Annotated in this window: 29 protein-coding genes; 15 read left to right on the top strand and 14 right to left on the bottom strand. The window is 66.0% G+C overall.

What is annotated here, in order from left to right; genetic code table 11:
- Positions 1-29 precede the first annotated feature (29 nt).
- Positions 30-371 (bottom strand): hypothetical protein, encoded by a 342-nt coding sequence (locus RXV95_RS15770; RefSeq protein WP_338466968.1) that lies wholly within the window; start codon positions 369-371, stop codon positions 30-32.
- 145 nt (positions 372-516) lie between these two features.
- On the opposite strand from RXV95_RS15770, the gene RXV95_RS15765 reads away from it, so the two are divergent.
- Positions 517-1,011 carry a helix-turn-helix domain-containing protein gene (locus RXV95_RS15765; RefSeq protein ID WP_338468589.1) on the top strand — a complete coding sequence of 165 codons (495 nt, stop codon included), beginning with the start codon at positions 517-519 and terminating at the stop codon, positions 1,009-1,011.
- Positions 1,012-1,122: 111 nt separating this feature from the next.
- Here the strand turns inward: RXV95_RS15765 and RXV95_RS15760 are convergent, their stop codons facing one another.
- Complete coding sequence (locus RXV95_RS15760; protein ID WP_338466967.1) at positions 1,123-1,413, bottom strand: UrcA family protein; 291 nt, start codon at positions 1,411-1,413, stop codon at positions 1,123-1,125.
- 270 nt (positions 1,414-1,683) lie between these two features.
- On the opposite strand from RXV95_RS15760, the gene RXV95_RS15755 reads away from it, so the two are divergent.
- The 4 genes from RXV95_RS15755 to RXV95_RS15740 all read left to right on the top strand — a co-directional run bounded on the left by RXV95_RS15755 (position 1,684) and on the right by RXV95_RS15740 (position 4,078).
- Entirely contained in the window at positions 1,684-1,950 is a 267-nt protein-coding gene (locus RXV95_RS15755) for a hypothetical protein (RefSeq protein ID WP_338466966.1), read from the top strand.
- 53 nt (positions 1,951-2,003) lie between these two features.
- Positions 2,004-2,846 (top strand): diacylglycerol kinase family protein, encoded by an 843-nt coding sequence (locus tag RXV95_RS15750; protein WP_338466965.1) that lies wholly within the window; start codon positions 2,004-2,006, stop codon positions 2,844-2,846.
- On the top strand, positions 2,843-3,745 hold the full coding sequence (locus RXV95_RS15745; protein WP_338466964.1) for a metallophosphoesterase: 903 nt from the start codon (positions 2,843-2,845) through the stop codon (positions 3,743-3,745). Before RXV95_RS15750 ends, RXV95_RS15745 begins: the two co-directional genes overlap by 4 nt.
- Before the next feature lie 135 nt (positions 3,746-3,880).
- Positions 3,881-4,078 (top strand): hypothetical protein, encoded by a 198-nt coding sequence (locus RXV95_RS15740; protein WP_338466963.1) that lies wholly within the window; start codon positions 3,881-3,883, stop codon positions 4,076-4,078.
- Between the two features lie 106 nt (positions 4,079-4,184).
- Here the strand turns inward: RXV95_RS15740 and rpsI are convergent, their stop codons facing one another.
- The 5 genes from rpsI to RXV95_RS15715 all read right to left on the bottom strand — a co-directional run bounded on the left by rpsI (position 4,185) and on the right by RXV95_RS15715 (position 7,511).
- Positions 4,185-4,724: a 30S ribosomal protein S9 gene (rpsI, locus tag RXV95_RS15735; protein WP_338466962.1), complete on the bottom strand. Its 540-nt coding sequence runs from the start codon at positions 4,722-4,724 to the stop codon at positions 4,185-4,187.
- Positions 4,724-5,203 carry a 50S ribosomal protein L13 gene (gene rplM, locus RXV95_RS15730; RefSeq protein WP_338466961.1) on the bottom strand — a complete coding sequence of 160 codons (480 nt, stop codon included), beginning with the start codon at positions 5,201-5,203 and terminating at the stop codon, positions 4,724-4,726. Before rplM ends, rpsI begins: the two co-directional genes overlap by 1 nt.
- 132 nt (positions 5,204-5,335) lie before the next feature.
- Positions 5,336-6,067 (bottom strand): hypothetical protein, encoded by a 732-nt coding sequence (locus tag RXV95_RS15725; RefSeq protein ID WP_338466960.1) that lies wholly within the window; start codon positions 6,065-6,067, stop codon positions 5,336-5,338.
- On the bottom strand, positions 6,064-6,441 hold the full coding sequence (cutA, locus tag RXV95_RS15720; protein ID WP_338466959.1) for a divalent-cation tolerance protein CutA: 378 nt from the start codon (positions 6,439-6,441) through the stop codon (positions 6,064-6,066). Before cutA ends, RXV95_RS15725 begins: the two co-directional genes overlap by 4 nt.
- A gap of 20 nt (positions 6,442-6,461) precedes the next feature.
- Positions 6,462-7,511 carry a COX15/CtaA family protein gene (locus RXV95_RS15715; protein WP_338466958.1) on the bottom strand — a complete coding sequence of 350 codons (1,050 nt, stop codon included), beginning with the start codon at positions 7,509-7,511 and terminating at the stop codon, positions 6,462-6,464.
- Between the two features lie 140 nt (positions 7,512-7,651).
- On the opposite strand from RXV95_RS15715, the gene RXV95_RS15710 reads away from it, so the two are divergent.
- Both RXV95_RS15710 and thiS read left to right on the top strand, forming a co-directional pair.
- On the top strand, positions 7,652-8,029 hold the full coding sequence (locus tag RXV95_RS15710) for a MerC domain-containing protein (RefSeq protein ID WP_338466957.1): 378 nt from the start codon (positions 7,652-7,654) through the stop codon (positions 8,027-8,029).
- Positions 8,030-8,084: 55 nt separating this feature from the next.
- Entirely contained in the window at positions 8,085-9,101 is a 1,017-nt protein-coding gene (gene thiS, locus RXV95_RS15705) for a sulfur carrier protein ThiS (RefSeq protein WP_338466956.1), read from the top strand.
- 212 nt (positions 9,102-9,313) lie between these two features.
- Here thiS and RXV95_RS15700 read toward each other — a convergent pair whose 3' ends face one another.
- The 3 genes from RXV95_RS15700 to RXV95_RS15690 all read right to left on the bottom strand — a co-directional run bounded on the left by RXV95_RS15700 (position 9,314) and on the right by RXV95_RS15690 (position 14,080).
- Positions 9,314-9,838 carry a hypothetical protein gene (locus tag RXV95_RS15700; RefSeq protein ID WP_338466955.1) on the bottom strand — a complete coding sequence of 175 codons (525 nt, stop codon included), beginning with the start codon at positions 9,836-9,838 and terminating at the stop codon, positions 9,314-9,316.
- A 167-nt stretch (positions 9,839-10,005) separates the two neighbouring features.
- A complete protein-coding gene (locus RXV95_RS15695) occupies positions 10,006-12,270 on the bottom strand; it encodes an NADP-dependent malic enzyme (protein WP_338466954.1) in 2,265 nt (754 codons plus the stop codon).
- Between the two features lie 178 nt (positions 12,271-12,448).
- Positions 12,449-14,080, bottom strand: a complete 1,632-nt coding sequence (locus RXV95_RS15690) for a hypothetical protein (RefSeq protein ID WP_338466953.1) — start codon at positions 14,078-14,080, stop codon at positions 12,449-12,451.
- Positions 14,081-14,172: 92 nt separating this feature from the next.
- Between RXV95_RS15690 and mutS the strand changes: the two genes are divergently transcribed.
- Together mutS and RXV95_RS15680 are read left to right on the top strand one after the other, a co-directional pair.
- Complete coding sequence (mutS, locus tag RXV95_RS15685) at positions 14,173-16,749, top strand: DNA mismatch repair protein MutS (RefSeq protein WP_338468588.1); 2,577 nt, start codon at positions 14,173-14,175, stop codon at positions 16,747-16,749.
- Between the two features lie 104 nt (positions 16,750-16,853).
- Complete coding sequence (locus RXV95_RS15680; RefSeq protein ID WP_338466952.1) at positions 16,854-17,057, top strand: hypothetical protein; 204 nt, start codon at positions 16,854-16,856, stop codon at positions 17,055-17,057.
- 31 nt (positions 17,058-17,088) lie between these two features.
- Here RXV95_RS15680 and RXV95_RS15675 read toward each other — a convergent pair whose 3' ends face one another.
- A complete protein-coding gene (locus tag RXV95_RS15675; RefSeq protein ID WP_338466951.1) occupies positions 17,089-17,727 on the bottom strand; it encodes a DUF2185 domain-containing protein in 639 nt (212 codons plus the stop codon).
- 4 nt (positions 17,728-17,731) lie between these two features.
- Complete coding sequence (locus RXV95_RS15670) at positions 17,732-19,033, bottom strand: NupC/NupG family nucleoside CNT transporter (protein ID WP_338466950.1); 1,302 nt, start codon at positions 19,031-19,033, stop codon at positions 17,732-17,734.
- Between the two features lie 95 nt (positions 19,034-19,128).
- On the opposite strand from RXV95_RS15670, the gene RXV95_RS15665 reads away from it, so the two are divergent.
- From RXV95_RS15665 to RXV95_RS15640, 6 genes are all read left to right on the top strand, one after another.
- A complete protein-coding gene (locus RXV95_RS15665; protein ID WP_338466949.1) occupies positions 19,129-19,824 on the top strand; it encodes a queuosine precursor transporter in 696 nt (231 codons plus the stop codon).
- A 60-nt stretch (positions 19,825-19,884) separates the two neighbouring features.
- Positions 19,885-20,781 carry an acetylglutamate kinase gene (argB, locus tag RXV95_RS15660; protein WP_338466948.1) on the top strand — a complete coding sequence of 299 codons (897 nt, stop codon included), beginning with the start codon at positions 19,885-19,887 and terminating at the stop codon, positions 20,779-20,781.
- Between the two features lie 134 nt (positions 20,782-20,915).
- Positions 20,916-21,215: a YggT family protein gene (locus tag RXV95_RS15655; RefSeq protein ID WP_338466947.1), complete on the top strand. Its 300-nt coding sequence runs from the start codon at positions 20,916-20,918 to the stop codon at positions 21,213-21,215.
- Positions 21,215-22,111 (top strand): bifunctional methylenetetrahydrofolate dehydrogenase/methenyltetrahydrofolate cyclohydrolase FolD, encoded by an 897-nt coding sequence (gene folD, locus RXV95_RS15650; RefSeq protein ID WP_338466946.1) that lies wholly within the window; start codon positions 21,215-21,217, stop codon positions 22,109-22,111. The genes RXV95_RS15655 and folD overlap by 1 nt, the downstream gene beginning before the upstream one ends.
- 70 nt (positions 22,112-22,181) lie before the next feature.
- Positions 22,182-23,000: a hypothetical protein gene (locus tag RXV95_RS15645; protein ID WP_338466945.1), complete on the top strand. Its 819-nt coding sequence runs from the start codon at positions 22,182-22,184 to the stop codon at positions 22,998-23,000.
- The gene (locus RXV95_RS15640; protein ID WP_338466944.1) at positions 22,997-23,623 is read left to right on the top strand and encodes a MarC family protein; all 627 of its coding nucleotides are present in this window, start codon (positions 22,997-22,999) and stop codon (positions 23,621-23,623) included. The genes RXV95_RS15645 and RXV95_RS15640 overlap by 4 nt, the downstream gene beginning before the upstream one ends.
- 46 nt (positions 23,624-23,669) lie before the next feature.
- Here the strand turns inward: RXV95_RS15640 and RXV95_RS15635 are convergent, their stop codons facing one another.
- Together RXV95_RS15635 and RXV95_RS15630 are read right to left on the bottom strand one after the other, a co-directional pair.
- On the bottom strand, positions 23,670-24,710 hold the full coding sequence (locus RXV95_RS15635; protein ID WP_338466943.1) for a nitronate monooxygenase: 1,041 nt from the start codon (positions 24,708-24,710) through the stop codon (positions 23,670-23,672).
- A 20-nt stretch (positions 24,711-24,730) separates the two neighbouring features.
- On the bottom strand, positions 24,731-25,360 hold the full coding sequence (locus RXV95_RS15630; protein WP_338466942.1) for an LON peptidase substrate-binding domain-containing protein: 630 nt from the start codon (positions 25,358-25,360) through the stop codon (positions 24,731-24,733).
- Positions 25,361-25,362 lie beyond the last annotated feature (2 nt).

Here is a 25,362-nt window from a genome sequence, read left to right as displayed (position 1 = left end):
AACCGGGCGCGCGCTGGAGATGGCGGAAATCAGGCCTTGGCGTTGCAGCCAGCCAGCTTCTTGCCCGAAAGTTCCCCCTTCGGCGTGGCGAACGAGGACACTTCGCCGAACTTCTTGACCAGGCGTTCGCACGTGATCTTCGGGCGCGAGGTGTCGCGCGGGGCGGTGCAGCTGTCGCCTGCGCAGGTCCACATCGTATCGCCCAGAACGGCACGCTGTTCGCCGTCGACCGGCGCGGCCAGCTTGGCGGTGTAATAGGTTTCCGCCGCGCGAACCGGCGTGGTGGTTACGCCGAAAGTGGCGACGGTGCCGATCAGGGCGGCGGTTGCGATCATCGTGTTGCGAAGCACGTTGGTGCTAATGGCGGTCATGGTCTTTCCCCTTTGGTCAATGCCGGAAATCCATGGATCTGGAGAGGATACGATTTCCGTTGCGAATCACTACCTATCACTATAGGTTTTAAGTTGCAACTAGAAACTTAAATAGGTTGGCAACATGGGTTACACCCTCAAGTCCATGGACAAGCTACGTGAACCTCTCGCCGAAACCGACCAGTGCGGTCTCCCCGTAGCGCTTCAGGCGATGGGGGAGCGCTGGTCTTTTATGATTCTGCGCGCTGCCTTCAACGGCGTGCGGCATTTCGAGGATTTCCTCGATGCGCTGGGCATAGCCCGGAACATCCTTTCGAACCGCCTGTCAAGGCTTGTCGAGGCTGGCATCCTGAAACGCGAGCATTGTGCGGACGACCGGCGACGGATCGAATATCGCCTGACCGACAAGGGGTATGATCTGCTGCCCGCCATGCTCGCCTTGCGCCAGTGGGGCGAAAAATGGGCGCTGGGCGTGCCGTCCGACCCCGTGCTGTGCGACGCGCGCGACGGGCAGCCGATCGGCCCTGTCTCTATCCTCGCGCACGACGGACGCATCCTGGACGGACACGAGTTGACGTGGCGCAACCGGGTGGACGTGGATGCGGAAGAGGCCCGGCGCAAGGCTTCGGCCGTTGCATGAACGCCGCCCGGACCGGGCGGCGTGCGGGACAGGCCCTGATTTCGAATTCCAACTAAGAATGACCCGGAAGCGGGGGACTGGATCCGCTTCCGGGCCAGGTGGACGCGGCCTTCAGGCAGGCCTGCGCGCCGGGATGATGTCCGCGTAAGCCTTGCGGGCGGAAGACACGGCATCTTGGTAACAATCGCGGGCCGCGACCCATTCGTTCAGCGATACGCGCCGCGAACTGACATCGCACACCGAACGGGCGGCGGAACGAACGCGGCGGTCAAGCGCCTGCTGGCCCTGCGGCGTCGAAAGGTCCAGGTCGTGGTAGGGGACTTTCACGCTCTTGGCGAAGGCCGGCTGGCTGGCGAAGGCCAGCCCGATCAGGCCGGCGGCAAGGATGGTCTTGCGATTCATGGCATTATCCTCGGGTCTGGTTTCAGGGACTTTTCGGGTCTGCGATGGCGGCCTTCGTTGTGTTTTTCCGGGGGCTCAGGCCGCCACCGCATGACCATTGGATAGGCCGGTCGCGCACCCGTTTCGCCACCCGCTCGACCGGATTGGCGGTTGCGCCGACAAACGGCGCGCCCGCCCGACGAACGGCCAAGCCGGACTGGCGAACGACAGGAAAGGGCGACAGGTAATTGCGCTCCTGACAAGGCGCGCGGCACGAATTATGATGCCGCCATGGCGCTTATTGTGGTTTTCCTGCTGGGGATCGGAAATTTCGCGATGAACCGCGCGGTGATGGACAGCGGGCACCCGCTGCTTGGCGAAGTGCCCTGGTTCTATCACGCGCTGGGTCGCCGCTTCGCACTGGTGGTGGAATTCCTGCTGCTGCTGGCGTCGCTGCTTTTCGTGGCGGAAGGCACGCCGTGGGTCGCGGGGGCCTATGCCGCCTATTCGCTGCTGAACGCGATTGCCGCATGGCTGGTCCTGACGGGACGGGTATGACCGGAATGGTGCGAACTGCGGGAACCGTGGCGGCATTGCAGGATTGGCCAGGCATGGAGACGGCAGGATCGGTCTGGCTGGTGCGCAACCCGGCCAGTGGCAGCAACGATGAAGGCAGGCTTGAAGAACTGGACGGGGCGCTGAAGCGGGCAGGGCTTGCGGTGGCGAAGACGATCCTGTTCCCCAGCGAACCGCTCCCCACGGCGGACAAACTCGATGCCGCAGGCATCGCAACGCTGGTCGTCTTCGCCGGAGACGGCACGGTGAACGCGGCAGTAACGGGGCTTTACGGCTGGGGCGGCCGGATACTGGTTCTGCCCGGCGGGACGATGAACCTGCTTTCCATCATTCTCCACGGCGAGCGTGATGCGCCTGCCATCCTGGCGCGGCTGGACGATGCGCGGGTTCGCAGGATTCCGGTTATCCGCACGGCAAGCGGCGATGCCCTGGCGGGCCTGATCGTCGGTCCGGGAACGGCGTGGAACCACGTGCGCGAGGCGATGCGGGCGGGCGACGTGCTGCGCTTCATCTCGGAGACCGCTTCGGCGATTGAGGAAAGCACCGCCGGATCGATGGTTATCTGCGAACCGGCAAAAGGATGCCGGAGCGAAGGTTATTCCGCGATCATGCTGACGCCCGACGACAAGGGGATCATCGCCGAAGGCTATTACGCGGCAAGTTTCGCCGACTATGCGCAACAGGGCCTTGCACTGCTGCGCCGCAACTTCCGCCAGGGACCGCATGACAAGCTGGGCACGTTCGAAGCACTGACGTGCCGCGGGCTTGACGGCGAAGCGACCGACCTGCTGATCGACGGCGAACCGGCCGAAGGCGGGCACGATATCGCGTTCGAACTGGCGCATGCCGAAGTCGACCTGATAACGACCGGCGGATGACAGGCGCGCCGGAACGGGTGACGGGACCGTCCGCGTTCGCTAATGCGGCGCCGATGCGCATTTTCCACCTCAGCGATATCCACTTCGGGCTCGAGGATCGCACTGCGCTCGACTGGGCAGCGGCGACGATCGCGCGCGAACGGCCCGATGCGGTGGCGATCACCGGCGATCTGACCATGCGTGCGCGCCACCGCGAGTTCGCGGCCGCGTGCGACTGGATCAACACGCTGGAGGCGCCGGTGACGGTGGAAGTGGGCAACCACGACCTGCCCTATTTCAACCTGTGGGAACGCTTTACCGATCCCTATCGCCGCTTCCGGTCGATCAAGGACAAGGTCGAGGCGGAGATCGACCTGCCCGGGCTGGCGGTCGTCCCCCTGCGCACGACCGCGCGGGCGCAATGGCGCCTCAACTGGTCGAAAGGCTGCGTGTCGCGCGATGCGCTGGACCATGCCCTGAACGCAATCGATGCCCTGCCCGCGGGAACGCGCGCGCTTGTGGCGTGCCATCACCCGCTGGTGGAAACCGGAACGCACGGCACCGCGCTGACCAGCGGTGGCGAACACGCGCTAAACGAACTGGCGAAGCGCAACGTGCTGGCGGTAATATCCGGCCATGTGCACGACGCATTCGATATCCTGCACGAATCCGCGCATGGCACGGTGCGGATGATCGGCGCGGGCACGCTTTCGCGGCGTATCCGGTCAACCCCGCCCAGTTTCAACATGCTGGAAATCGACGCATCGGGCATCACCGTCGAAGTACGCAACCTTGAACACGTGCCCAGCGCCGCGATGCTGGTGCCCGACGTGCCAGAAGACGCGATGCCCCCGCGTGAGGAGGACGATCCCGTCGCGCCGGTGCACCGCGTTCCCGAAGTCGATCCGCCGGTCTATTGATATCGGGGTTTACCGGCGTCCCCCTGTGCACGCCCATCAAGCCGAGAATCGGAGGCTTGACCGGAGTCAATGCGCGGGACGATCGCGGAGGCCATTCCAGCGCATCATTGGAATGGGGATAGCTGGGGAAATACAATGGCGCGTCTTTCTGCAATCCTGTTCGCGGTGGTTGCGACATCGCTCATGGGCGTTTTCGTGATCGCGGTTCTCGTCATCGGCATGGATACGTGGAAGCCGGTCACGCTGGCGGCAGCGGCGGGATTCGTTTTGTCGATCCCGGTCACATGGCTTGTGTCTCGGCAGATCCTTGCCGCAACGAAGCCGCGCGGCTGAACGGGGCGCGCTGCCAGGGTTGCGCCTCGTTTCCGGTCGTCACGAAAAAGGGCGGCCCGCAACCAAGCGGACCGCCCTCTTTTGATCGGTTCGTTGCCCGAAGCGCTTAGCGCTTCGAGAACTGGAAGCTGCGGCGGGCCTTGGCGCGGCCGTACTTCTTGCGTTCCACCACGCGGCTGTCGCGGGTGAGGAAGCCGGCTGCTTTCACGGTGCCGCGCAGCGCGGGCTCGAACTTGGCGAGCGCCTGCGAGATGCCGTGCTTGACCGCACCGGCCTGGCCCGAAAGACCGCCGCCCTTGACCGTGGCGACAACGTCGTACTGGCCATCGCGCTCTGCGATCTGGAATGGCTGGTTGATCACCAGGCGCAGCGTCGGGCGTGCGAAATAGACTTCCTGATCGCGGCCATTGACGATGATCTTGCCCGAACCGGGCTTGATCCAAACGCGGGCAACGGCGTCCTTGCGGCGACCGGTCGCGTAAGCGCGGCCCTGTGCGTCAATTTCCTGATCGCGCAACGGTGCGGACGGCGCCACCGGAGTGGCCGGCGCTTCGCCCTCGGGGGCTTCGGCGGCGGGAGCGGGGGCGTTGCCGGTCAGATCCTTGAGGTCCGACAGGCTCGAAACGGAGGTATCGGTGTCGGACATTACGCACCCACCTTGTTCTTGCGGTTGAGCGAAGCGACGTCGAGCGGCTGCGGCTGGGTGCCGCCATGCGGATGCTCGGTGCCGGCATAGAGGTGCAGGGCGCGCATCTGCGCACGGCCCAGCGGTCCGCGCGGGATCATGCGTTCCACGGCCTTTTCCAGCACGCGTTCGGGGAAGCGGCCGTCCAGCACCTTGTCGGCGGTCACTTCCTTGATGCCGCCGGCATAGCCGGTGTGCTTGTAATATGTCTTCTGCTTCAGCTTGTTGCCGGTCAGCTTCACCTTGTCGGCGTTGATCACGACAACGTGATCGCCGCAATCGACGTGCGGGGTGTAGCTCGGCTTGTGCTTGCCGCGCAGGTGGTTGGCGATGATGACGGCGAGACGGCCGACCACCAGGCCTTCGGCATCGATCAGATGCCAGTTTTTCTCGACCTCGGCCGGCTTGATCGACCGGGTCTGCTTGCTGAGAGCCTTCATGGCTGTTCAAATCCCTTGGCTTGGCCGCCGTAACGGACTGCTCCGATCGGGCGGGAAGGCGGCCCTTTCGTGGAAATCCGCGCGCAAGTCAAGCATCCCTGCGGGATTCGGGAGAGGTAAAATAATACCGCGCTATGTTTTGCCGTCAGCCGGGGACAGGGTCCAGCGCTCTGTCGCAACTTCGCTTTCGCCGTCGATCACCGTCGTCACGCGCCGTTCGGCCGTCGCCATCGTGCCGCCCTTGCCGGTGCGGGTGAACCGGGTGGCGACCTTCCCGGTCATGTCGCCGGGCAAGGCGAATGTACGCGCATCCGCGCGGCTGGCGCTGCCCGGAAGGAACAGGTCGGCCGGCCAGTGCGAGACGGCGGGGGCCGCGGCGGCGGCACGGACCCTTGCGATAAAGTCCCGGTCTCCTGCCTGCCCGCCCTTGCCGGGCAGTTGGCGCTGCATCGCGGCGATGGCCTGCTCTACCGTGCCGGAGCCGGTATCCGCACCGGCCTTTTCCTCTATCGTGCCATCGGCGCCCAGTCGAAGCGGCCAGGCGATGCCATCGGGCCGGTTGCGCTCTATCGCGGCCAGTTCGTCCAGCGCGGGCGGCGCATCCACCGTGGCGCGCAGCAGCGTGCCTTGCACTTGCCACCCGCCATCCTCCGCCTTGACGAACCGGATGCGCCAGCTTCGCCGGGCGACGATGGACTTCCCGTCCTTCAAAGGCCGGATAACCGTGCGCGTCAGCACCATGGGCGCGCCGACCGGAGGGGCGAATGCGGCGGCGAGCGCCTGTGCGGCTTGTGCAAAGGCCGCGCCCGGCGCGATGGGCGCCGGCAGCAACAAGGCAAACAGGGTCGCGTGCCGGCCCTTCATTCTGCGCCCCGTGCCGGTTCCTGCGCCTGCACCTGCACCAATTCCTGCGCAAGCCAGCCGCGCGTGGCGGCCCCCGCCGCATCGCAGCGCCAACCGGTTATCGCAGGGGCGTCATACGGGTGTATCGCTTCCAGCCGAGCGACGGCCCGTTCCAGCAAGTGCGCGCATGTCTTGAACAGGACGCCGGTTTCCGTGCCTTCCCCGCGCTCCCCGTTCCAGCGGTAGAGCGATCGCATCGGCGGCATGATGTTCGCGCAGGCGATCAACCCTTCGTCCAGGAGGGTCGATGCCGCCGTCTCCGCGCTCTGCACGTCGGCGAAGGGGCACCAGACGAGCGCGGCGGCCCCGCCATCCGTTGCGGCCCTGTTCGGCATGGCGCCTTGCGCGGCCACGATCAGCGCGTCCGCCCGATGACGTGCGCCCCCCAGGCCGTGGCGACGACCAGTAGCGCGCCGACCAGTTGGTGAAGAGCGGCCAGCCAGATCGGCACGCCCATCCAGACCACCGCGATGCCCAGCAGGATCTGCGTTCCGAACGCGGTGTGGATCGCGACGGAAGCAGGGCGCCTGCCTGCACGCCTTACCTTGCGGGCAAGCACCACAAGCAATGCGACCACCACCCAGGCCCACCAGCGGTGGATGAAATGGACGACGGCCGGATCGTTCGTCAGCAGCCCCAGCAGGCTGTGGTGCGAAAGCGTGGGACCGGGAAAGATCGTGCCGTTCATCAACGGCCACTGGTTCGTCACGTGTCCGGCGCGCAGTCCGGCCATCAGCGCACCATAAAGAAGCTGCACGAACAGCGCCGCGCCCGTGATCGCGGCGAAGGCCGTCAGCCGTGCGGGTTTTGCGTTGGGATTGCGGGCGAGAACCATCAGGTCGAGCGCGGTCCACACGATTCCCGCCAGTGTGAACAGCGCGGTCAGCAGGTGCACCGCCAGCCAGCCGGGCGCGACTTCGGTCATCCCCGGCTGCAGGCCGGACCGCACCATCAGCCAGCCGAACGCGCCTTGCAGCCCGCCCAGCGCCAGCAGCGCGACCAGCCGCCAGCCATATCCCCCGGGGATCATCCGCCGCGCCGAGAACCAGATCAGCGGCAGCGCGAATACCGAACCGATCGTGCGGGCAAGCAGCCGGTGCGTATATTCCCAGAAGAAAATGCCCTTGAACTGGTCCAGCGTCATGCCCGCGTGGACAGCCGCGTACTGGTCGATCTGGCGATAGTGCGCGAACTCCGCCTGCCATTGCGCGTGCGTCAGCGGCGGTATGACGCCGGTGATCGGATCCCACACGGTGATGGACAGGCCCGATTCGGTAAGGCGGGTGATACCGCCGACCACCACGATCCCCACGATCATGGCCGCCACCACGAACAGCCAGATGGCCAGCGCGCGCGGATTGATGCGTGCGGGGTGCGAGAGACGAGAACTTGCGACCGCTTCCATGCCCCGATGCTCTGGGGCGCAACCGGCCAAATCGCAAGGATAAATGCCGCCCTGCGCGTTTCGGGGCGACAGGCCGCAACGGAGGGGCCGGAAAAGATGGGTTGCACGATGATACATTGTTACATATATGCCCGGTCACGATGAACGAAGCCTTCCATTCCGTGCGCGACCGGCTTGACCGGGCGGGTGTCCTTATCTCCGGCCTGTGCGCGGTGCACTGCGTGGCCGGGATCGTGCTTGTCGGCCTGCTGGGCGTGGGTGGCGGCATCCTGCTGAATCCGGAAATCCACCGCGTCGGGCTGGCGCTGGCCGTGCTGATCGGCGCGCTGACGATCGGCCTCAACGCGATTCGCCACGGGCGCCTGTCGCTGCTGGCTTTGGGCGGTGCGGGGCTTTCGCTGATGACCGCCGGGCTGTTCGTGGGGCACGGCACGCACGAGGCGCTGCTGACCATCGGCGGTGTGTCGCTGGTCGCGCTTGCCCACATCATCAACATCCGCCGCGGCTGCTGTCACTGACCTGCCGGCCATACGCCGGTTGCGACAAGCGTGCGCGCCGCCTACATCGCGCGCCATGACCTCCGAGACGCCCCCCCAGATCGCCACGCTCTCCGTCACCGTCAACGGAGAGGCGCACCGCGTGCCTGCCGGCTCCGTTGCCGATATGGTGCGCGGCCTCGGGCTAGACCCGGCCAAGGTCGCGGTAGAGCGCAACGGCGAAATCGCACCGCGTTCCTCGCTGGAAGTGATCGCGCTGGCCGATGGCGATGCACTGGAAATCGTCCATTTCGTCGGCGGCGGGCAGGACGATGGCGCGGCCGGAGACGATTCGTGGACCGTCGCGGGGCGCACTTTCCGCAGTCGCCTGATCGTCGGCACCGGCAAGTACAAGGACTTCGCGCAAAACGCTGCCGCGCTCGAAGCATCAGGCGCGGAAATCGTGACGGTCGCGGTGCGCCGCGTGAACGTGTCCGATCCCAAGGCGCCAATGCTGACCGATTTCATCGATCCGAAAAAGACCACCTACCTGCCCAATACCGCAGGCTGCTTCACGGCCGAGGACGCGATCCGCACGCTGCGACTGGCGCGCGAGGCGGGCGGCTGGGATCTGGTGAAGCTGGAAGTTCTGGGCGAAGCGAAAACGCTTTATCCCGACATGCGCGAAACGCTGCGCGCGACAGAGGTGCTGGCGAAGGAAGGCTTCCTGCCGATGGTCTATTGCGCGGACGATCCGATCGCGGCGAAACAACTGGAAGAAGCGGGCGCGGTGGCGGTTATGCCGCTGGGCGCACCGATCGGTTCGGGGCTGGGCATCCAGAACAAGGTGACGATCCGCCTGATCGTGGAAGGCGCGAACGTGCCGGTGCTGGTCGATGCGGGCGTGGGCACCGCCAGCGATGCGGCCGTGGCGATGGAGCTTGGCTGCACCGGCGTGCTGATGAACACCGCCATCGCCGAAGCGAAAGACCCGATCCGCATGGCGCGCGCCATGAAACTGGCGGTCGAAGCCGGACGCGACGCCTATCGCGCAGGCCGCATGGCAACGCGCCGCTATGCCGATCCGTCCAGCCCGCTGGCCGGTTTGATCTAGGCGGCAAACGCCCTGCGCGCATTCTCAATGAGGGAAGGTCGCGGTTGAAGCCGTCGCGCAATTGCCCGCGCCGATGCTACCCCACGATTCCCGTAGTGGCGAAATCCGCCAGCGTCCGGATATCGGGCGCGATGGACGTTATCGGGACGATCTGCATGAGCTTTGCCCTGCCCGCCAGTTCGCGCAGCAGGTTTGCGCCATACGACCTTCGCTCAAGCGAGAGCGGGCGGTCTCTTCCAAAGCGTCCAGATCCAGGCGAGCATGGTCGCAACCAGAACCGGATAGGCACCAAATGGCAGCGGCTTCGACAGGGCATTGACTGGCTCGCCACTCAGTATCCCGACCGCCGGTACCGCAAGGAGAAGCGCAGCGGCAAGGCCGATCAACCGCGCGACCACGGGCAACGATGCCGATAGGCTGACCAGCGCCAATCCCGCCGCCCACAAGGCCGCGCCCGCCCCGAATATCGGCGCCCCGGCTTCGAGGGTCATGCCCGCGCTTGCCAGCACCAGGCACTGGCCGAAGGCGAAGACAAGGAAGCCTCCTGCAACCTGTTCGTGCCCGGACCGCAGGAAAATCAGCGACAGCAGGACCGCGGCAATGACAAGGCTGGTGCCGTCGATCCCCCACAGCAGACCCCGCATCGCCGCCGTCGGCGCAAAGGTGCCGGCAATTCCCGTGGCTCCACCAAGCAACAGCCCGACCGAAGCAACGATCTTGAAGGCATCGTCTTTCATTGCTGCTCTCCCGGTGCGGAGAGCGAATAGTACGGCAGGCGGCGACAATGCACAATCGTCGGGCGGTGTCGGTCGGCAAGCGGGCAGCGCCGCTTGCCTGAACGAGTAGCGGCTTTCGCTAACCAGAGCGGGGGCTTCCCCTCACTCGCAGCCCAATAAACCCGCCGTTACCCCACGATTCCAGCGGCGGCGAGAACCGCCAGCGTCAGGATATCGGGCGCGATGGACGTCATCGGGGCGATCTGCACGGGCTTTTCCATGCCCAGCAGCATCGGCCCGACCACGGCGTTGCCCGCCAGCTCGCGCAGCAGCTTGGCCGAGATATTGGCCGATTGCAGCCCCGGCATGATCAGCACGTTGGCCGGGCCAGACAGGCGGCTGAACGGGTACTTGGCCATCACGTTGGGGTTGAGCGCGGCATCGGGTGCCACTTCGCCTTCGTATTCGAAGTTCGGCTTTTGCGAATCGAGGATGGAGACGGCTTCGCGCACGTTGTCGAGCCAGCGGCCGCCCGGGTTGCCGAAGGTGGAGAACGAAAGGAACGCCACGCGCGGTTCATGCCCCATGCGCCGCGCGACGGCCGCCGTCTCGGTGGCGATATGGGCCAGCTGTTCTGCGCTCGGCCGCTCGTTCACCGTGGTATCGGCAAGGAACACGGTATAGTTCTTCGCCACCATCAGGTGGATGCCGAAGGGCACGTGCCCGGGCTTCGGGTCCAGGACGTGCCGGATTTCCTTCATCGACTGCGCGAAGGTGCGCGTCATGCCGGTGATCATCGCGTCGCCGTGCCCCAGCGCGACGAGCAGCGAGGCGAAGATGTTGCGGTCCTGGTTGACCATTCGCCGCGCGTCGCGTTCCAGAAAGCCGCGGCGTTGCAGGCGCTTGTAAAGGAAATCCACCATCTCCGGCACCAGCGGCGAGACGTTGGAGTTGTGGATCTCATAGCTGTCGGGGTCGCTGACGCCCAGTTCCACCAGCTTGTCGATCACCGGCTGGGTGCGGCCGACCAGTACGGGCGTGCCGTATCCGAAAGCGCGATACTGGATCGCGGCGCGCAGCACGACCTCGTTCTCCGCCTCTGCGAACACCACCCGCCGGGGGTCCTGCTTCAGCTGGGCATAGATGTTGGTCATCACCGTGGTGGTGGGGTTGAGCCGCGCCTTCAGGCTGTTGCGATAGACGTCGAAGTCCTCGATCGGCTTCTGTGCCACACCCGAATCCATGGCCGCCTTGGCAACGGCGGATGAAACCACTTCCATAAGGCGCGGATCGAACGGCGCAGGGATGATGTAATCCAGCCCGAACTGGTGGTTCTGGCCATAGGCGGCCGAAACTTCCTCCGGCACAGGTTCGCGCGCGAGCTCCGCAATCGCGGTTGCGGCGGCGATCTTCATTTCCTCGTTGATGGCGGTTGCCCGCACGTCGAGCGCGCCGCGGAAAATGAAGGGGAAGCCCAGCACATTGTTGACCTGGTTGGGATAGTCCGACCGGCCGGTGGCGATCACGCAGTCGGGCCGCGCGGCCTTGGCCTCTGGCGGGGTGATTTCCGGATCGGGGTTGGCCATCGCGAAGATGATCGGCTGCGCGGCCATCTTCTTCACCCATTCGGGCTTCAGCGCGCCCGCGACCGAAAGGCCCAGAAAGATGTCCGCGCCGTCCAGTGCCTCTTCCAGGCTGCGCGCGGCGGTATCGACCGCGTGCGCGCTTTTCCACTGGTCCATGCCTTCGCCGCGGCCGATGTAGATCGGCCCCTTGCGGTCGCACATGATCACGTTTTCGTGCGGAACGCCCATCGCCTTGATCAGCGCGGTGCAGGCGATGGCCGCCGCGCCGGCGCCGTTCACCACCACCTTCACGTTCTTCAGGTCGCGCCCGGTCAGGTGGCAGGCATTGAGCAGGCCGGCGGCAGAGATGATTGCGGTGCCGTGCTGGTCGTCATGCATGACCGGGATGTTCAGCCGGTCCCTCAGCGCCTGTTCGATGATGAAGCATTCGGGCGCCCTGATGTCTTCAAGGTTGATGCCGCCAAAGCTCGGTTCCATCAGCGCGACGGCTTCGATGAAGGCATCGGCGTCTTCGGTGGCGAGTTCGATGTCGATCGAATCGACGTCTGCAAAGCGCTTGAACAGCACCGCCTTGCCTTCCATCACCGGCTTCGAAGCGAGCGCGCCCAGATTGCCCAGGCCCAGGATCGCCGTTCCGTTTGAGATGACGGCAACAAGGTTCCCCTTGGCGGTATAGTCGTATGCAGTTTGCGGATCGTCGGCGATGGCGCGCACGGGAACGGCCACGCCGGGCGAGTAGGCGAGCGACAGGTCACGCTGCGTCGCCATCGGCTTGCTGGCGATGATTTCGATCTTACCGGGGCGAATCGTGTTGTGGTAAAACAGCGCCTCGCGCTCGGTGAAGCGGACGTTGTCTTCCTCGGCCATGCAATTTCCCCGCTATGCCGCGAAGCGCATTCGCGGACTCATGGTGTTCAGGTTCAAGTCCCTTAGCCTATCGGGGGGCCGGTTTGGCAACCATTTCCGTGATGGCGTTTTGGTAATGCGGTTCCATCGCTCCGGACGCTACGGCATTGCCGCGAAACGTCCGGATCGGACCCTGCGATCACAACTGGCTGAGGCGCCAGTTCGCGAAACCGAGCGGACGCACCTCGAACAGCATCGACCGGCCATCCTGCCAGACAAGGCGCAGGCGCGGGTCGGGACGCCTGGGAAGGCCGGTGTCGATCAGCCAGACATAATCCACCATGTCGATCGGCGCGTGCTTCAGCGCGATGTCCACGGTGCGCAGGCGCCCGCCCGCGCACTTGGGCGACCACACGAACTCGGACGGATCGGCGACATAGAAGCGACCGGGGCGGAAGCGTGGCTGGATCATGTCGAGCCCGGGCACCGCCCAGTTGTCGTTCACCCAGGCCTGGCGATAGAGGCCGGCAAGGCTGGCCAGGTGGTCGCGCCGCGTGTTGCGCCACGATTCCTCGATGCAGGAATGCTCAACGAACGCCAGAACCCGGCTGCCCGCCTTCACGTGGTCCAGCGCGGAAAGCTGGCGGTTGTAATCGTCGGCATAGTCGGAAAAACTGGCCGCGGTCACCACCAGCCGGACGCCCAGGATCATCGCACCCGCCACCGCGACGGCGCGTGCGCGTTTGAACGGGGCGCGGCTCCAGTCCTGCAGGCCCAGCAGCAGCATCGCCGCAACCGGCAAGAGGCGGATATCGACAAAGGCCGAACCGTCGATGTCGCTGGGGATGGCCGCGAACATGAACAGGACGGCAAGGCCCGGCAGCAGCTGCTTCCACGTCCAGCGCGCGCCCAGCATCCAGCCGAACAGGATCAGCGCAAAGCACGCGGCGGTCGTCGCCGCGTCAAGCACAAGGCTCTGGTCGCGGAGCGTCAGCACGAAGGACCACGCCTTCTGGTTCCAGCGCCAGCGCAGCACCGAATGGACGCCGTGATCGGAAGAGGCGATCTTCCAGATCGCGATCGTCACCAGCGCGGCAACCAGCGGCCAGCACGCGACCATCATCTTGCGCGCCATTTCGCGAAGCGCGGCACGGTCCAGCCGGCCGGGCCGATCGTCCAGCAGCTTGCCCAGCGTGTAAACGCCCACCAGCACCGGCAGCAGGATGCCGCCGATCGCGTGGCACAACAGCGCGATGGGCTGCACCACGATCAGCAGCAGCGCGCGGCGGCGCGGCTGGTCTTCCAGCCTGATCGATGCGGCAAAGGCCGCAAGGCTGAGGCCGGTTGCCAGGATATAGTTGAGAAAGCCCGTCAGCAGCGGGAAGCTGAACACGAACATCAGGGCGAACGCCGCCGCATGGCCGCCCCTGGGGTTCAGCATCCGCACTGTCGCCAGGCAACCCGCGGCAAACAGGCCGGTGGCCAGCACCGTGCTCCACCACCCGGCGGCGAGCACGCCGAATTCCGCGCCGATCAGCTTCATCAGCACACCGCCGCCAAGGTTCAGCGTGAACATCCAGCGAAAGCCCCAGTATTGCGAAAGCGGGCTGTCGGGGGATGCGGATTCGATCGCGGCGGCGCCCATGTGGCCCGGCAGGTCCACCAGCGGCGGCACTTCCACCAGAACGAAGGGCAGGCAGACCAGCAGCGTGATAATCGCGATGCCGGGGCCGGTCAGCCACGGCAATACGGGGCCGCTCCAGGAATCGCGCCCGGGGACCAGTCCACGCAAAAGCCGCTGTAACGGCCGAAGCTCCTGACGGGTGTTCATACCCCTGTCGATATCCACTGCCGATGGTTTGAGAAACGTCAACGCATCGTCTAGCCACGTGCGCCGTGAAAAGCCCCCATGCCCCAACTCCGATGATGGCGCAATATCTGGCGCTCAAGCAGGAAGCAGGGGACTGCCTGCTGTTTTACCGCATGGGCGACTTCTTCGAGCTGTTTTTCGACGATGCGAAAACGGCGGCACAAGTGCTCGACATCGCGTTGACCAGCCGGGGAGAACACGCCGGCGCGCCCATTCCGATGTGCGGCGTCCCGGTCCATTCCGCCGAAGGTTACCTTGCGCGGCTGATCAAGGCGGGATGCCGCGTGGCGATTGCCGAGCAGGTGGAAACGCCCGAGGAAGCGAAGCAGCGCGGCGGGTCGAAGGCGCTGGTCGCGCGCGATATCGTGCGCTTCGTTACCGCCGGCACGCTGACCGAAGAGGCGCTGCTCAACCCGCGCAGCGCAAACGTGCTGGCCGCGTTGTGCGACGTGCGGGGCAGCGTGGGCATTGCCGCCTGCGACATCTCCACCGGCCGCATGGAGCTGGAAGAATGCGCGCCCGAGGCCGTGGGCGCGGCGCTGGCGCGGATCGGCGCGAGCGAGGTCGTTGCGCCCGAAGGGCTTGACGGTGCGCCCCTCGATGCCGTGCCGCGCGACGGGCGCAGCTTCGACAGCGGCGAAGGCGAAGCGCGGCTGAAGGCGATCCACGGCGTGACCACGCTTGACGGATTCGGCCAGTTCACCCGCGCGATGCTGGCGGCGGCGGGCGGCCTGATTGCCTATCTCGATCACGTCGGGCGCGGCGCGTTGCCCCTTCTGCTGCCGCCTGTCGCGCGCGCGAGCGGCGGGCACATGGCGATGGACGAGGCGACGCGGGCCAGCCTGGAAATCCTTGTTGCGAGCGGGGGCGGACGCACGGGCAGCCTTGTCGCCGCGATAGACCGCTGCGTGACCGGAGCGGGCGCGCGCCTGCTGGCGGATGACCTGTCCGCACCGCTGACCGACGCGGGTGCGATCCGCGCGCGGCTGGAACTGGTCAGCTGGCTGCATGACGATCCGTTGCTGCGCGAAGACTTGCGCGCGGTGCTGCGTGCCGCGCCCGATGTCGGCCGCGCGCTGGGCCGCGTGGTTGCCGGGCGCGGCAGCCCGCGCGACCTGGGCCAGTTGCGCGACGGGCTGGCAGAGGCGCGGCGGCTGCGCGATTATCTGTCGGCGCGAAGCGAACGGCCTGCCTTGCTCGATAAGCTGCTGCCGAAACTGGGCGGGCACGGCGCGCTGGTCGATCTCTTCTCGCGCGCGCTGGTGCCGTCACCGCCCACCGAACGCGCGCAGGGCGGTTTCATTGCCGAAGGCTATGACGCGTCGCTTGACGAATTGCGGCGCACATCGGGCAACGCGCGCCGTGCGATCGCTGCGCTGGAAGCAAAATACCGCGACGAAACCGGCATTTCCGCGCTCAAGATCAAGCACAACGGCGTGCTCGGCTATTTCATCGAAGTGCCCGCCAAGCACGCCGATAAACTGATGGCCGGAGACAGCGGCTTCACCCACCGCCAGACGATGGCCGGCGCGGTGCGCTTCAACGCGCTGGCGCTGCATGAAGAGGCCAGCCGCATCGCGGAAGCGGGCGGGCACGCGCTGGCGGCGGAAGAAGCGCATTTCGAGGAACTGGTAGGAGAAGCGGTAAACGCGCGTGAGGCGATTGCCGCCACCGCCGACGCGCTCGCCCGGATAGACGTATCCGCCGGACAGGCGGAGCGTGCGGCGGAAGGCGGCTGGGCGCTGCCGAAGATCTCCGAAGGGCTGGACCTGGATATCCGCAGCGGCCGGCATCCGGTGGTGGAGGCGGCGCTTGCGGCGGGTGGCGAACGCTTCGTCGCCAACGATTGCGTGCTTTCGGAACAGGACCGGCTGTGGCTGGTCGGCGGGCCGAACATGGGCGGCAAGTCCACCTTCCTGCGCCAGAACGCGCTGGTGGTGCTGCTGGCGCAGGCGGGTGGCTTCGTTCCGGCGGAAAGCGCGACGGTGGGCATGGTGGACCGGCTGTTCAGCCGCGTGGGCGCAAGCGACAACCTGGCGCGCGGGCGATCCACTTTCATGGTGGAGATGGTGGAAACCGCCGCGATCCTTTCGCAGGCGACAGAGCGCAGTTTCGTGATCCTTGACGAAGTGGGGCGCGGCACATCCACCTATGACGGGCTGGCGCTTGCCTGGGCGGTGGTGGAAGCGGTGCATTCGATCAACCGGAGCCGCTGCCTGTTCGCCACGCACTATCACGAGTTGTCGCGCCTTGCCGAAAGCTGCGGGGCGTTGTCGCTCCATCACGTCCGCGCGCGTGAATGGAAAGGCGAACTGGTGCTGCTGCACGAACTGGCCGAAGGCCCGGCGGACAAGAGCTATGGCCTTGCCGTGGCGCGGCTGGCGGGTGTGCCCGATGCCGTGGTTCGGCGCGCGAAGGCGGTGCTGGACAAGCTGGAAAAGGGCCGCGCGGAAACCGGCGGGCTGGCGGCGGGGCTGGGCGACCTGCCGCTATTTGCCGCCGCGCTCGACGCCGCAGAGGAAAAGGTGGATGCCTTGCGCGCGCGGCTTGAAGGGCTGGACATAGACGCGCTCAGCCCGCGCGAGGCGCTGGACCTGCTTTACGAGTTGAAGCGCGAGGCGGGAGAATAGCGTTCGCGGATCGGGACGAGAGGGTGACGCCGAAAGGCGGGTGAGGCCGGGATAGCTGCGCCCTTTCAACGCTTCTTAACCGTGTGGGCGTAACCTTCGCGGCCATGTTCAAGCCCAGGATCAACCAGGTATTCCGCAGCCGGTGGCATGCCCTGTGGTGGGGGGCGGGCATCTGCATGACCGCCTATTGCAGCGTGCCCCAGGCATCGGACGCACCGCCCTCTGCCGCGCATCCGACCGTCGCCAAGAAGCAGCACCATGCCGCGAAATGGTGGCAGAAGGATACGTCCGGCCCGACGCAGGGCTGAACTGCGCCTCCGCTTGCGCCGCTCCGTCCGTTCAGGCGGGTCGGTACTCGCCGCTTTGCGGATCGCGCACGAAGGCGCTGCCGATCGGCGCATCGAGCAGGGGGAGGATCGAACTGTCCCTGTTGAGCACCGCGCCGAGCGCGACGTAGGCGATCTTGCGCGCGTCCAGGCTGTCGGCCGGATCGCCCGTTTCGCGCCCGCGGATGCGCCAGCCGCTGTCGGGATATTTCTCGTCGCTTCCTTCAAGGTCCGGCTCCTCGCGATAAAGGAAGCCGACCGGCACATCGCCGTCCGCCACGCAGGCATCGACGAAGCATCGTTCCCAGTATTCGCGCCGTTCGGGCACGTCGGGGCGCGGCAGGTCGCCCCATTCGATTTCTATCACGTTGGCGGGCGAGAAGTTGACGACCATGCCTTCTTCCAGCCCTTCTTCGTAAGGCCGGTTGTCCAGCAGTCCGGTCATCTCCCTGCCGTCGACATGGGTTACTTTCACCCACATCCGCTCACCGTTCAGCTTGCGGCTGTCCCACTGGTATTCGAACACCAGCTTTACCATCGCACCGGGGGCCACGGCCTCCCGTTCGGCGGCCGACGGGATGAAGAAGGTGTACGGCGCGTCCGCCGCCAGCGCTTCGGCATTGGAAAGGCGGAAGGGGTGCGCGTCGCTCATGCCGTCAGGACAGGCTCAGGAACAGGCCGGCCAGGGCCGCGCTCATCAGGTTGGAAAGCGATCCGGCGGCCAGCGCCTTCAGCCCGAGCCTGGCGATCTGTTCGCGCTGGTTCGGGGCAAGCCCGCCCGTCACTGCCATCTGGATGGCGATCGAGCTGAAGTTGGCAAATCCGCAGAGCGCGAAAGTGACGAGCGCGTTGGTCTGCGGCGAAAGGCCGGTGTCCTTGCCCAGTTCGATGAAGGCCACGAACTCGTTCAGCACCAGCTTTGTGCCGAAAAAGCCGCCCGCCTGCATCGCCTCGTTCCAGTTCGGCGCCCCCAGAAGCCAGAACACCGGCGCGAAGACATAGCCGATAACCTGCTGGAAGCTGAGGTCAGGATAGCCGAACCATCCGCCGATCCCGCCCAGAAACCCGTTGGCCAGCGCAACCAGCGCCACGAATGCCAGCACCATCGCGCCCACCGCAACGGCCAGCTTCACGCCCGTCTGCGCGCCCTGGCTGGCGGCCATGATGATGTTCGCCGGGCGCTCCTCCTCCGGCTCGATCTGCACGGGCGGGCGGATCTTGGCCGGGTCGTGCGGATTGGTCAGCTTCTGTTCGGCGGCGGTGGCGGCCTGCGCCTCGTCCGGTTCGAAATGTTCCTCCCCCGGCTCGTCGGGCATCATGATCTTGGCCATCAGGATGCCGCCCGGCGCGGACATGAAGGCGGCGGCGACAAGGTAATCGATGCGGATGCCCATGCTGGCATAGGCGGCCAGGATCGTTCCCGCGACGCCGGCCATGCCCACGCTCATCACCGTGAACAGCTGCGACGGGGTAAGCGCCGCCAGATAGGGCCGGATCACCAGTGGCGATTCGGACTGGCCCACGAAGATGTTGGACGCCGCGCACAGCGATTCGACGCGGCTGATCCCCGTCACCTTTTCCAGCGCGCCGCCGATCCAGCGGATCACCAGCTGCATGATCCCCAGGTAATAGAGGATCGATATCAGCGCGGCGAAGAAGATGATCACCGGCAACGCGGCGATGGCGAAGGAGTTGCCTCCGATCTCGGGCGAGGCAAGCGGTCCGAACACGAAATCGACCCCCGCCTTGGCATAGCCGAGCAGCGATTCCACGCCGTGCGCCGTAGCCTGCAGAACCGCCTTGCCTACCGGCACGTAAAGCACCAGCGCCGCGAACCCGGCCTGGAGCGCGAAGGCCGCGCCGACCACGCGCAGGCGGATCGCGCGGCGGTTGGAAGAAAGCAGGAATGCGGCCAGCAGGATGAGCGCCATCCCGGCAAGACTGGACAGGATGTGCATGAAGGGCGCTTGGCCTCCGGCAGGGGAACGATACTGGTTTCGTCCGTTCCTAATCGCGAATTGGCCGGCGGGCAAATTGCCGCTATCGGGCGGCGATGGATAACTCGCCCGCTGCCGCGCCTTCGCCCGCCGCCTTCCCGCGTTCGCTGTTCGTCTTCTCGCTGCTCTATGGCGGGCTGGCCGTGCTGGCGGGCGTGCTGGGCACCAAGCTCGCATCGCTGGGGCACTGGCCCGTGCTGGGCGACCTTGCGGTAGAATCGGGCATCTTCGCCTTCCTGCTGCTGGTGGTGATGGCCAGCGCGGTGGCCGAACTGTTCGGGCAGGACATGGCCAACAAGCTGGTGCGCTTCGGCTTCGTGCCGCTGATCGTATCGATGATCCTGCTGACGATCGTGATCCGCGCGGTGCCGCCCGCGCCGTTCTGGGGCGATCAGGAAGCTTATGCGCGGCTTCTGGGGCAGGGCGCGCGGATGCAGCTTGCCGGGCTTATTTCCTATGGCACCTCGCAGACGCTCAACGTCTATATCTTCTCGCGTCTCGCGGGCGGGCGCGGGCACCTGCTGATGCTGCGCGCGTGGATTGCATCGATGCTCAGCCAGATCGTCGATACCGTGCTGTTCATCACCATATCGTTCTATGGCGTGGTGGACAGCGCCAACGGCCAGCCGCTGCCCCTGCTCAACATCATGGAAGGCCAGATCATTTCCAAGCTGGTGCTGTCCACGATCATGGTGCCGCCGCTGATCTGGGTCTTCGTGCGGCTGGGGCGCAAGCTGGACGGGAAGGCCTGACGGGCGGAAAAGGGCAAAAGGGTGGAACGCGCGCGCACTTGCGCGTAAGGGCTGCGCGCGATGACACAGACCCACGACCCCGCGATGCTTGCCAAGGCGGAGACGCTGACCGAAGCGCTCCCCTATCTCCAGCGCTATGCCGGACAGACTTTCGTCGTCAAATACGGCGGCCACGCGATGGGCGATCCCGAACTCGCGCACGATTTCGCCGAAGACGTCGTGCTGCTGAAGGCGGTGGGCATCAACCCGGTGGTGGTTCACGGCGGCGGGCCGCAGATCGGCGCGATGCTGAAGAAGCTGGGCGTTGAATCGAGCTTTGTCGACGGGCTTCGCGTAACCGACAAGGCGACGGCCGAAGTGGCCGAGATGGTCCTGTCCGGCGCGATCAACAAGGAACTGGTCGGCTGGATCGCCAAGGCCGGCGGCAAGGCGCTGGGCATTTCGGGCAAGGACGCGGGACTGGTGACGGCGGTGAAGGTGCAGCGCACCACCAAGGACCCGGAAAGCAATATCGAAATGGCCGTGGACCTGGGCTTCGTGGGGGAACCGGCGCACATCGACCCGACGATCATCGAAACCGCCAGCAAGGCCGGCATGATCCCGGTCATCGCGCCGATCGGCGTGGGTCAGGACGGGCACACCTACAACATCAACGCCGATACGATGGCGGGTGCGATCGCCGCATCGCTGGGCGCGGCGCGGCTTTTCCTGCTGACCGACGTTGCCGGCGTGCTCGACAAGGACAAGAACCTGCTGACCGACCTGCGCCCGCGCGACATTGCCCGGTTGAGGGATGACGGCACGATTTCGGGTGGAATGATCCCCAAGCTGGAAACCTGCGTCCAGGCGGTCGGCGCCGGATGCGAGGCGGCGGTCGTGCTCGACGGGCGGGTGCCGCACGCGATGCTGCTGGAAATCTTCACCGAAAAGGGTGCGGGCACACTGATCCGCGCGTGAAACGCTGCGGACCGGCCAGTGAAATTTGCGCGCGTGAAATTTGCACGTGCGGTCTGCGTATTGCCCGGTTGATACACCCGGTGCCTCTCGGCTAGACGAGCGGCCTGCCGGTTTTAGCGAGAGGTTCGACGCCAGTGCTGCTTTACACCCTGATCGAGATGATCGGATACCTGGTCAACATCATCATCATTGCGGTGATTATCCAGTTCGTTCTCAGCCTGCTGATCTCGTTCAACGTGGTCAACATGCATAACGCCGCAGTCAGCGCCTTGTGGACCGCGCTGAATGCCATCCTCGATCCGATCCTCAATCCGATCCGCAGGTTCATGCCCAATACCGGCTCGATCGATTTCTCGCCTATGGTGCTGATCATCCTGCTGAACCTGCTGATCATCCTTCTGCGCGGCGTGGCCGCAAGCTCGGTGGCGTACTGATGGCTGCTGACGTGATTGACGGAAAGGCCTTCGCCGCAACGCTGCGCGCCAGGGTGGGTGAGCTCGCCGCCGGGTTCGAGGCGAAAGCGGGACGCAAGGCGGGCCTTGCCGTGGTGCTGGTGGGCGAAGATCCGGCAAGCCAGGTCTATGTGCGCTCGAAGGGCAAGCAGACGGTCGAGGCCGGGATGGCCAGTTTCGAGCACAAGCTGCCCGTCGATACGCCCGAGGCGGACCTGCTGGCACTGGTCGAACAGCTGAACGCCGATCCGGCGGTCGACGGCATCCTGGTGCAGCTTCCCTTGCCCAGGCACATGGACGAGCAGAAGGTGATCGCCGCGATCAATCCGGACAAGGATGTCGACGGCTTCCACGTCACCAACGCCGGACGGCTTGCGGTGGGGCAACCGGGATTCGTGCCCTGCACGCCGCTCGGCTGCCTGATGCTGCTGAAAGACCGGCTGGGCAGCTTGTCCGGGCTTGATGCCGTGGTGATCGGGCGGTCCAACATCGTCGGCAAGCCGATGGCGCAGCTGCTCTTGCAGGAGAGCTGCACCGTCACCATCGCGCACAGCCGGACGAAGGATCTGCCAGCGGTTGTGCGCCGCGCCGATATCGTGGTGGCCGCGGTGGGCCGTCCCGAAATGGTGAAGGGCGACTGGATCAAGCCCGGCGCGACCGTAATCGACGTGGGCATCAATCGCCTGCCGCCGGCCGAAGAGGGCGGCAAGGGCCGTCTGGTGGGCGATGTGGACTATGCTTCGGCGGCAGAAGTGGCGGGCGCGATTACGCCGGTGCCGGGCGGCGTGGGGCCGATGACCATCGCCGTGCTGCTGCGCAACACGCTGGTTGCCGCGCATCGCAATGCCGGGCTGACGCTGGCGGAAGACGCGATCTGACTCTATCCCGTTCGCCCTGAGCGTGTCGAAGGGCGACTTCGCAATGTGGCAGGGCAATGTGGCAGGAACGATGAGCGGCACTATTGTCTATCGACAGGCCCGGGACGGACGGAACACCGTCCGGGCGTCCATCGGGATTGCTCTGGCGCTTGCCGCCGTTCTCGCCTCGTCACCCGCCGATGCGCGGCGCAGGCCCGAACTGCGGCCCGTGGCCAACCCCGGCGCGGTGATCGCGGCTGAACTGGGCTTCGCGCAGGAGGCGAAGGACAAGGGCCAGTGGACCGCCTTTCGCGACAACGCGGCCAAGGACGCGGAGATGTTCGTGCCCCGGCGCGTGAACGCGCGCGACTGGCTGAAGGACCGTGCGAACCCGCCCGCCGCGATGACGTGGCAGCCGCAGGTCGTGTGGTCGAGCTGCGACGGCAGCTATGCGCTCACGAAGGGGGCGTGGCAGGGGCCGAAAGGGACCGGCTATTTCACAACCGTCTGGCGGCGCAACAAGAAGGGCGATTTGAAGTGGGTGCTTGACCAGGGCGACACGCTGGCAAAGCCGCTTCCGCAAGCCGATTTCGTCGATGGCAATGTGGCCGATTGCAAGCGCGGCGCGCATGGCGGGGTGCCGCCGATGTATCTGCGAGAGCACAAGGACTGGCCGAAGGACGATGAAACCGGCCTGCGCATCGCGCCGCTGCCCGCCGCCTTGCCGGACACGCAGCTTCCCGCCGGCGCCGACAGCAGGGATGGCCGGTCCGACGACGGCACGCTTGCCTGGCGTTCCACCGTGATGCCCGACATGGCCCGCCGCTTTATCGCATGGGCGTGGAAAGACGGCGCGTGGAAAACGGTGGTGGACAGCCGCGTTGCCGCGCCGCAAGGGGCCGCGCAATGATTTCGCTTTACCTGTCTGCCTTCGTAACGCTGTTCCTGGTGATAGACCCGCCCGGCTGTGCGCCGATCTTTGCCGGGCTCGTCAGCGGCGCGACGCCGCAGCAATCGCGATCCATGGCGATCCGCGCGGTGCTGATCGCCAGCACGATCCTTGTCGCCTTCGCGCTGTTCGGCAAGCAACTGCTCGCCGCCATGCACATAGAGCTGGATGCGTTCCGCATCGCGGGCGGCATCATGCTGTTCGTGATCGCGCTCGACATGGTGTTCGAAAAGCGCACCCAGCGGCGAGAGGAACGGGCGGAGCGCGTGAAGGAAGAGCATCAGGGGCCGGAGATAGAGGATGTTTCCGTCTTCCCCATGGCCATGCCGATGCTGGCTGGGCCGGGCGCCATCGCCTCTATCATGCTGCTGATGGCGCGCGCGCAAGGCGCGGAACAGACGCTGGTCGTGCTTGCCGCGCTTGCGTCCGTGATGGTCCTGATGCTCATCGCGCTGATCGCCGCCGGCCCGCTGATGCGCCTGATGGGCGCACGCACCGAAGCGGTGATCACGCGGCTGCTGGGCGTGCTGCTGGCCGCCCTCGCCGCGCAATACGTGATCGACGGGATCAAGGCTCAGTTCTAGCGGCACGATTCTGACATTTGCAGCCCTGCACCGCCTGGGCGGCAATTCAACCGGCCATCTCTGCCGCCAATCGGGCGACAAGGTCCGCTGCCGGAAGCGTTCTCGCCAGCGGCGCGCCCTGACCGGCCCATTGCGCACCGAAACCGCTTTCGCCAGCCGCCTTTGCCGCCAGGTTGAGCGCTTTGCCCGCATCGTAGGCAATCGGGTAGTCCGGCACGCCCGCCTCGATCGTGTCGCCCAGGATCGTGAAGCGGTTGCGCAGGCAGCGGGCGGGGCGGCCGGAAATCGCGCGTGTCATCACCGTGTGCCGTGCCTCCGTGGCGAACAGGGCCGAACGATAGGCTTCGTCCGCCGCACTTTCCGGGCAGCCGATGAAGGCCGTGCCCAGTTGCGCGGCGATTGCGCCCATTCGAAGCGCGGCGCCGATGCCCCTGCCGTCCATGATCCCTCCGGCCGCAATTACCGGCAGGCCGGATTGGCTTGCGAGGATGCGGACGAGGGGCATCGTCCCCAGACAATCGTCGGCGGCATTCTCGTCGAAACAGCCGCGATGGCCTCCCGCTTCGATACCTTGCGCAACCAGGGCATCGATGCCTGCCCGCCGTGCGGCCTGCGCTTCGGCCAGGTTCGTGACCGTTGCGACAAGGTGGCATCCGGCTTCTTTCAACGCCGCGATCCGGGGGCCGTCGGGTAATCCGAAGTGAAAGCTGACCATCGGCGGCTTTGTCGCAATCAGCAGTCGCAGCATGGCTTCGTCTTCGGCGAAGCTGCGATAGATCGTGCGAAGCGTGGTCGGGGGCTTTGCCCCGAAGGCGCGAAAGGTCGGGTCGAGCGCGGAAAGCCATGCTGCTTCGCGCGACGGGTCGGGCACCGGACTGCGGTGCACGAACAGGTTGACGTTGAAGGCCCGGTCGGTCCTTGCGCGCAGCTTGGCAATCATGGCGCCTGCGCCCGCCGCGTCCGTAGCTCCCACGCCGATGGAACCGAGTGCGCCCGCGTTAGAGACGGCCGCCGCAAGTTCGGGCGTCGAAACACCGGCCATCGGCGCCTGAATGATCGGCAGGTTCAGGCCTAGACGCTCTAGCATCGTGCCGCCGATCGCCACCGCTACTGCAGCGTCACACGGTCGTCGTCGTCATCGTCGCGGCGTCCGAAGAACTGCATCAGCTGCACCAGAAGGTCGCAGCGTTCGTTGATGTCGCCCGCTTCCAGCAGCGCCTGCTTGGCGGCCGCATCGAAGGGCACGATCTGCGCCACGCCGTTGATCAGCGTCACGTCGTCCAGCCGCGAAACCGCCTCCCAGTCGACGCGATAGCCCTGCGCATCGGCAAAATCGCGCGCTTCCTGTTCGAACCCCGCGCGTTCCACCGAACTCAGCGTCTGGTCGTCGGGTTCGGGGATCAGTTCGGCCTCGACCTGTCGGAACGGCGTCGTCACGTCCAGTTCGCGCAGCACGCGGAAGCGCGAAAGACCCTCAAGCACAAGGTTGAAGCGTCCGTCGTCCAGCGCCTCCACCTCGTCGATCCGGCCCACGCAGCCGATGGTGAACAACTGCGTCCCGTCGCCGGTCGGCTGCGGCTGGATCATCGCGATGCGCCGGTCGCGCGCCAGCGCGTCGGACACCATCGCGCGGTACCGCGGTTCGAAGATGTGCAGCGGCAGGTGCAGGCCGGGGTAAAGCAGCGCCCCGGCCAGCGGGAAGATCGACAGGCGCGTCGTGCTGATCGTTCCGGCCATGC

Origin of the sequence: Novosphingobium sp. ZN18A2 (assembly GCF_036784765.1) — a bacterium.
Classification (GTDB): domain Bacteria; phylum Pseudomonadota; class Alphaproteobacteria; order Sphingomonadales; family Sphingomonadaceae; genus Novosphingobium.
Note: the sequence above shows the minus strand (reverse complement) of the source record. Positions and strands in the feature narration are given on the sequence as shown.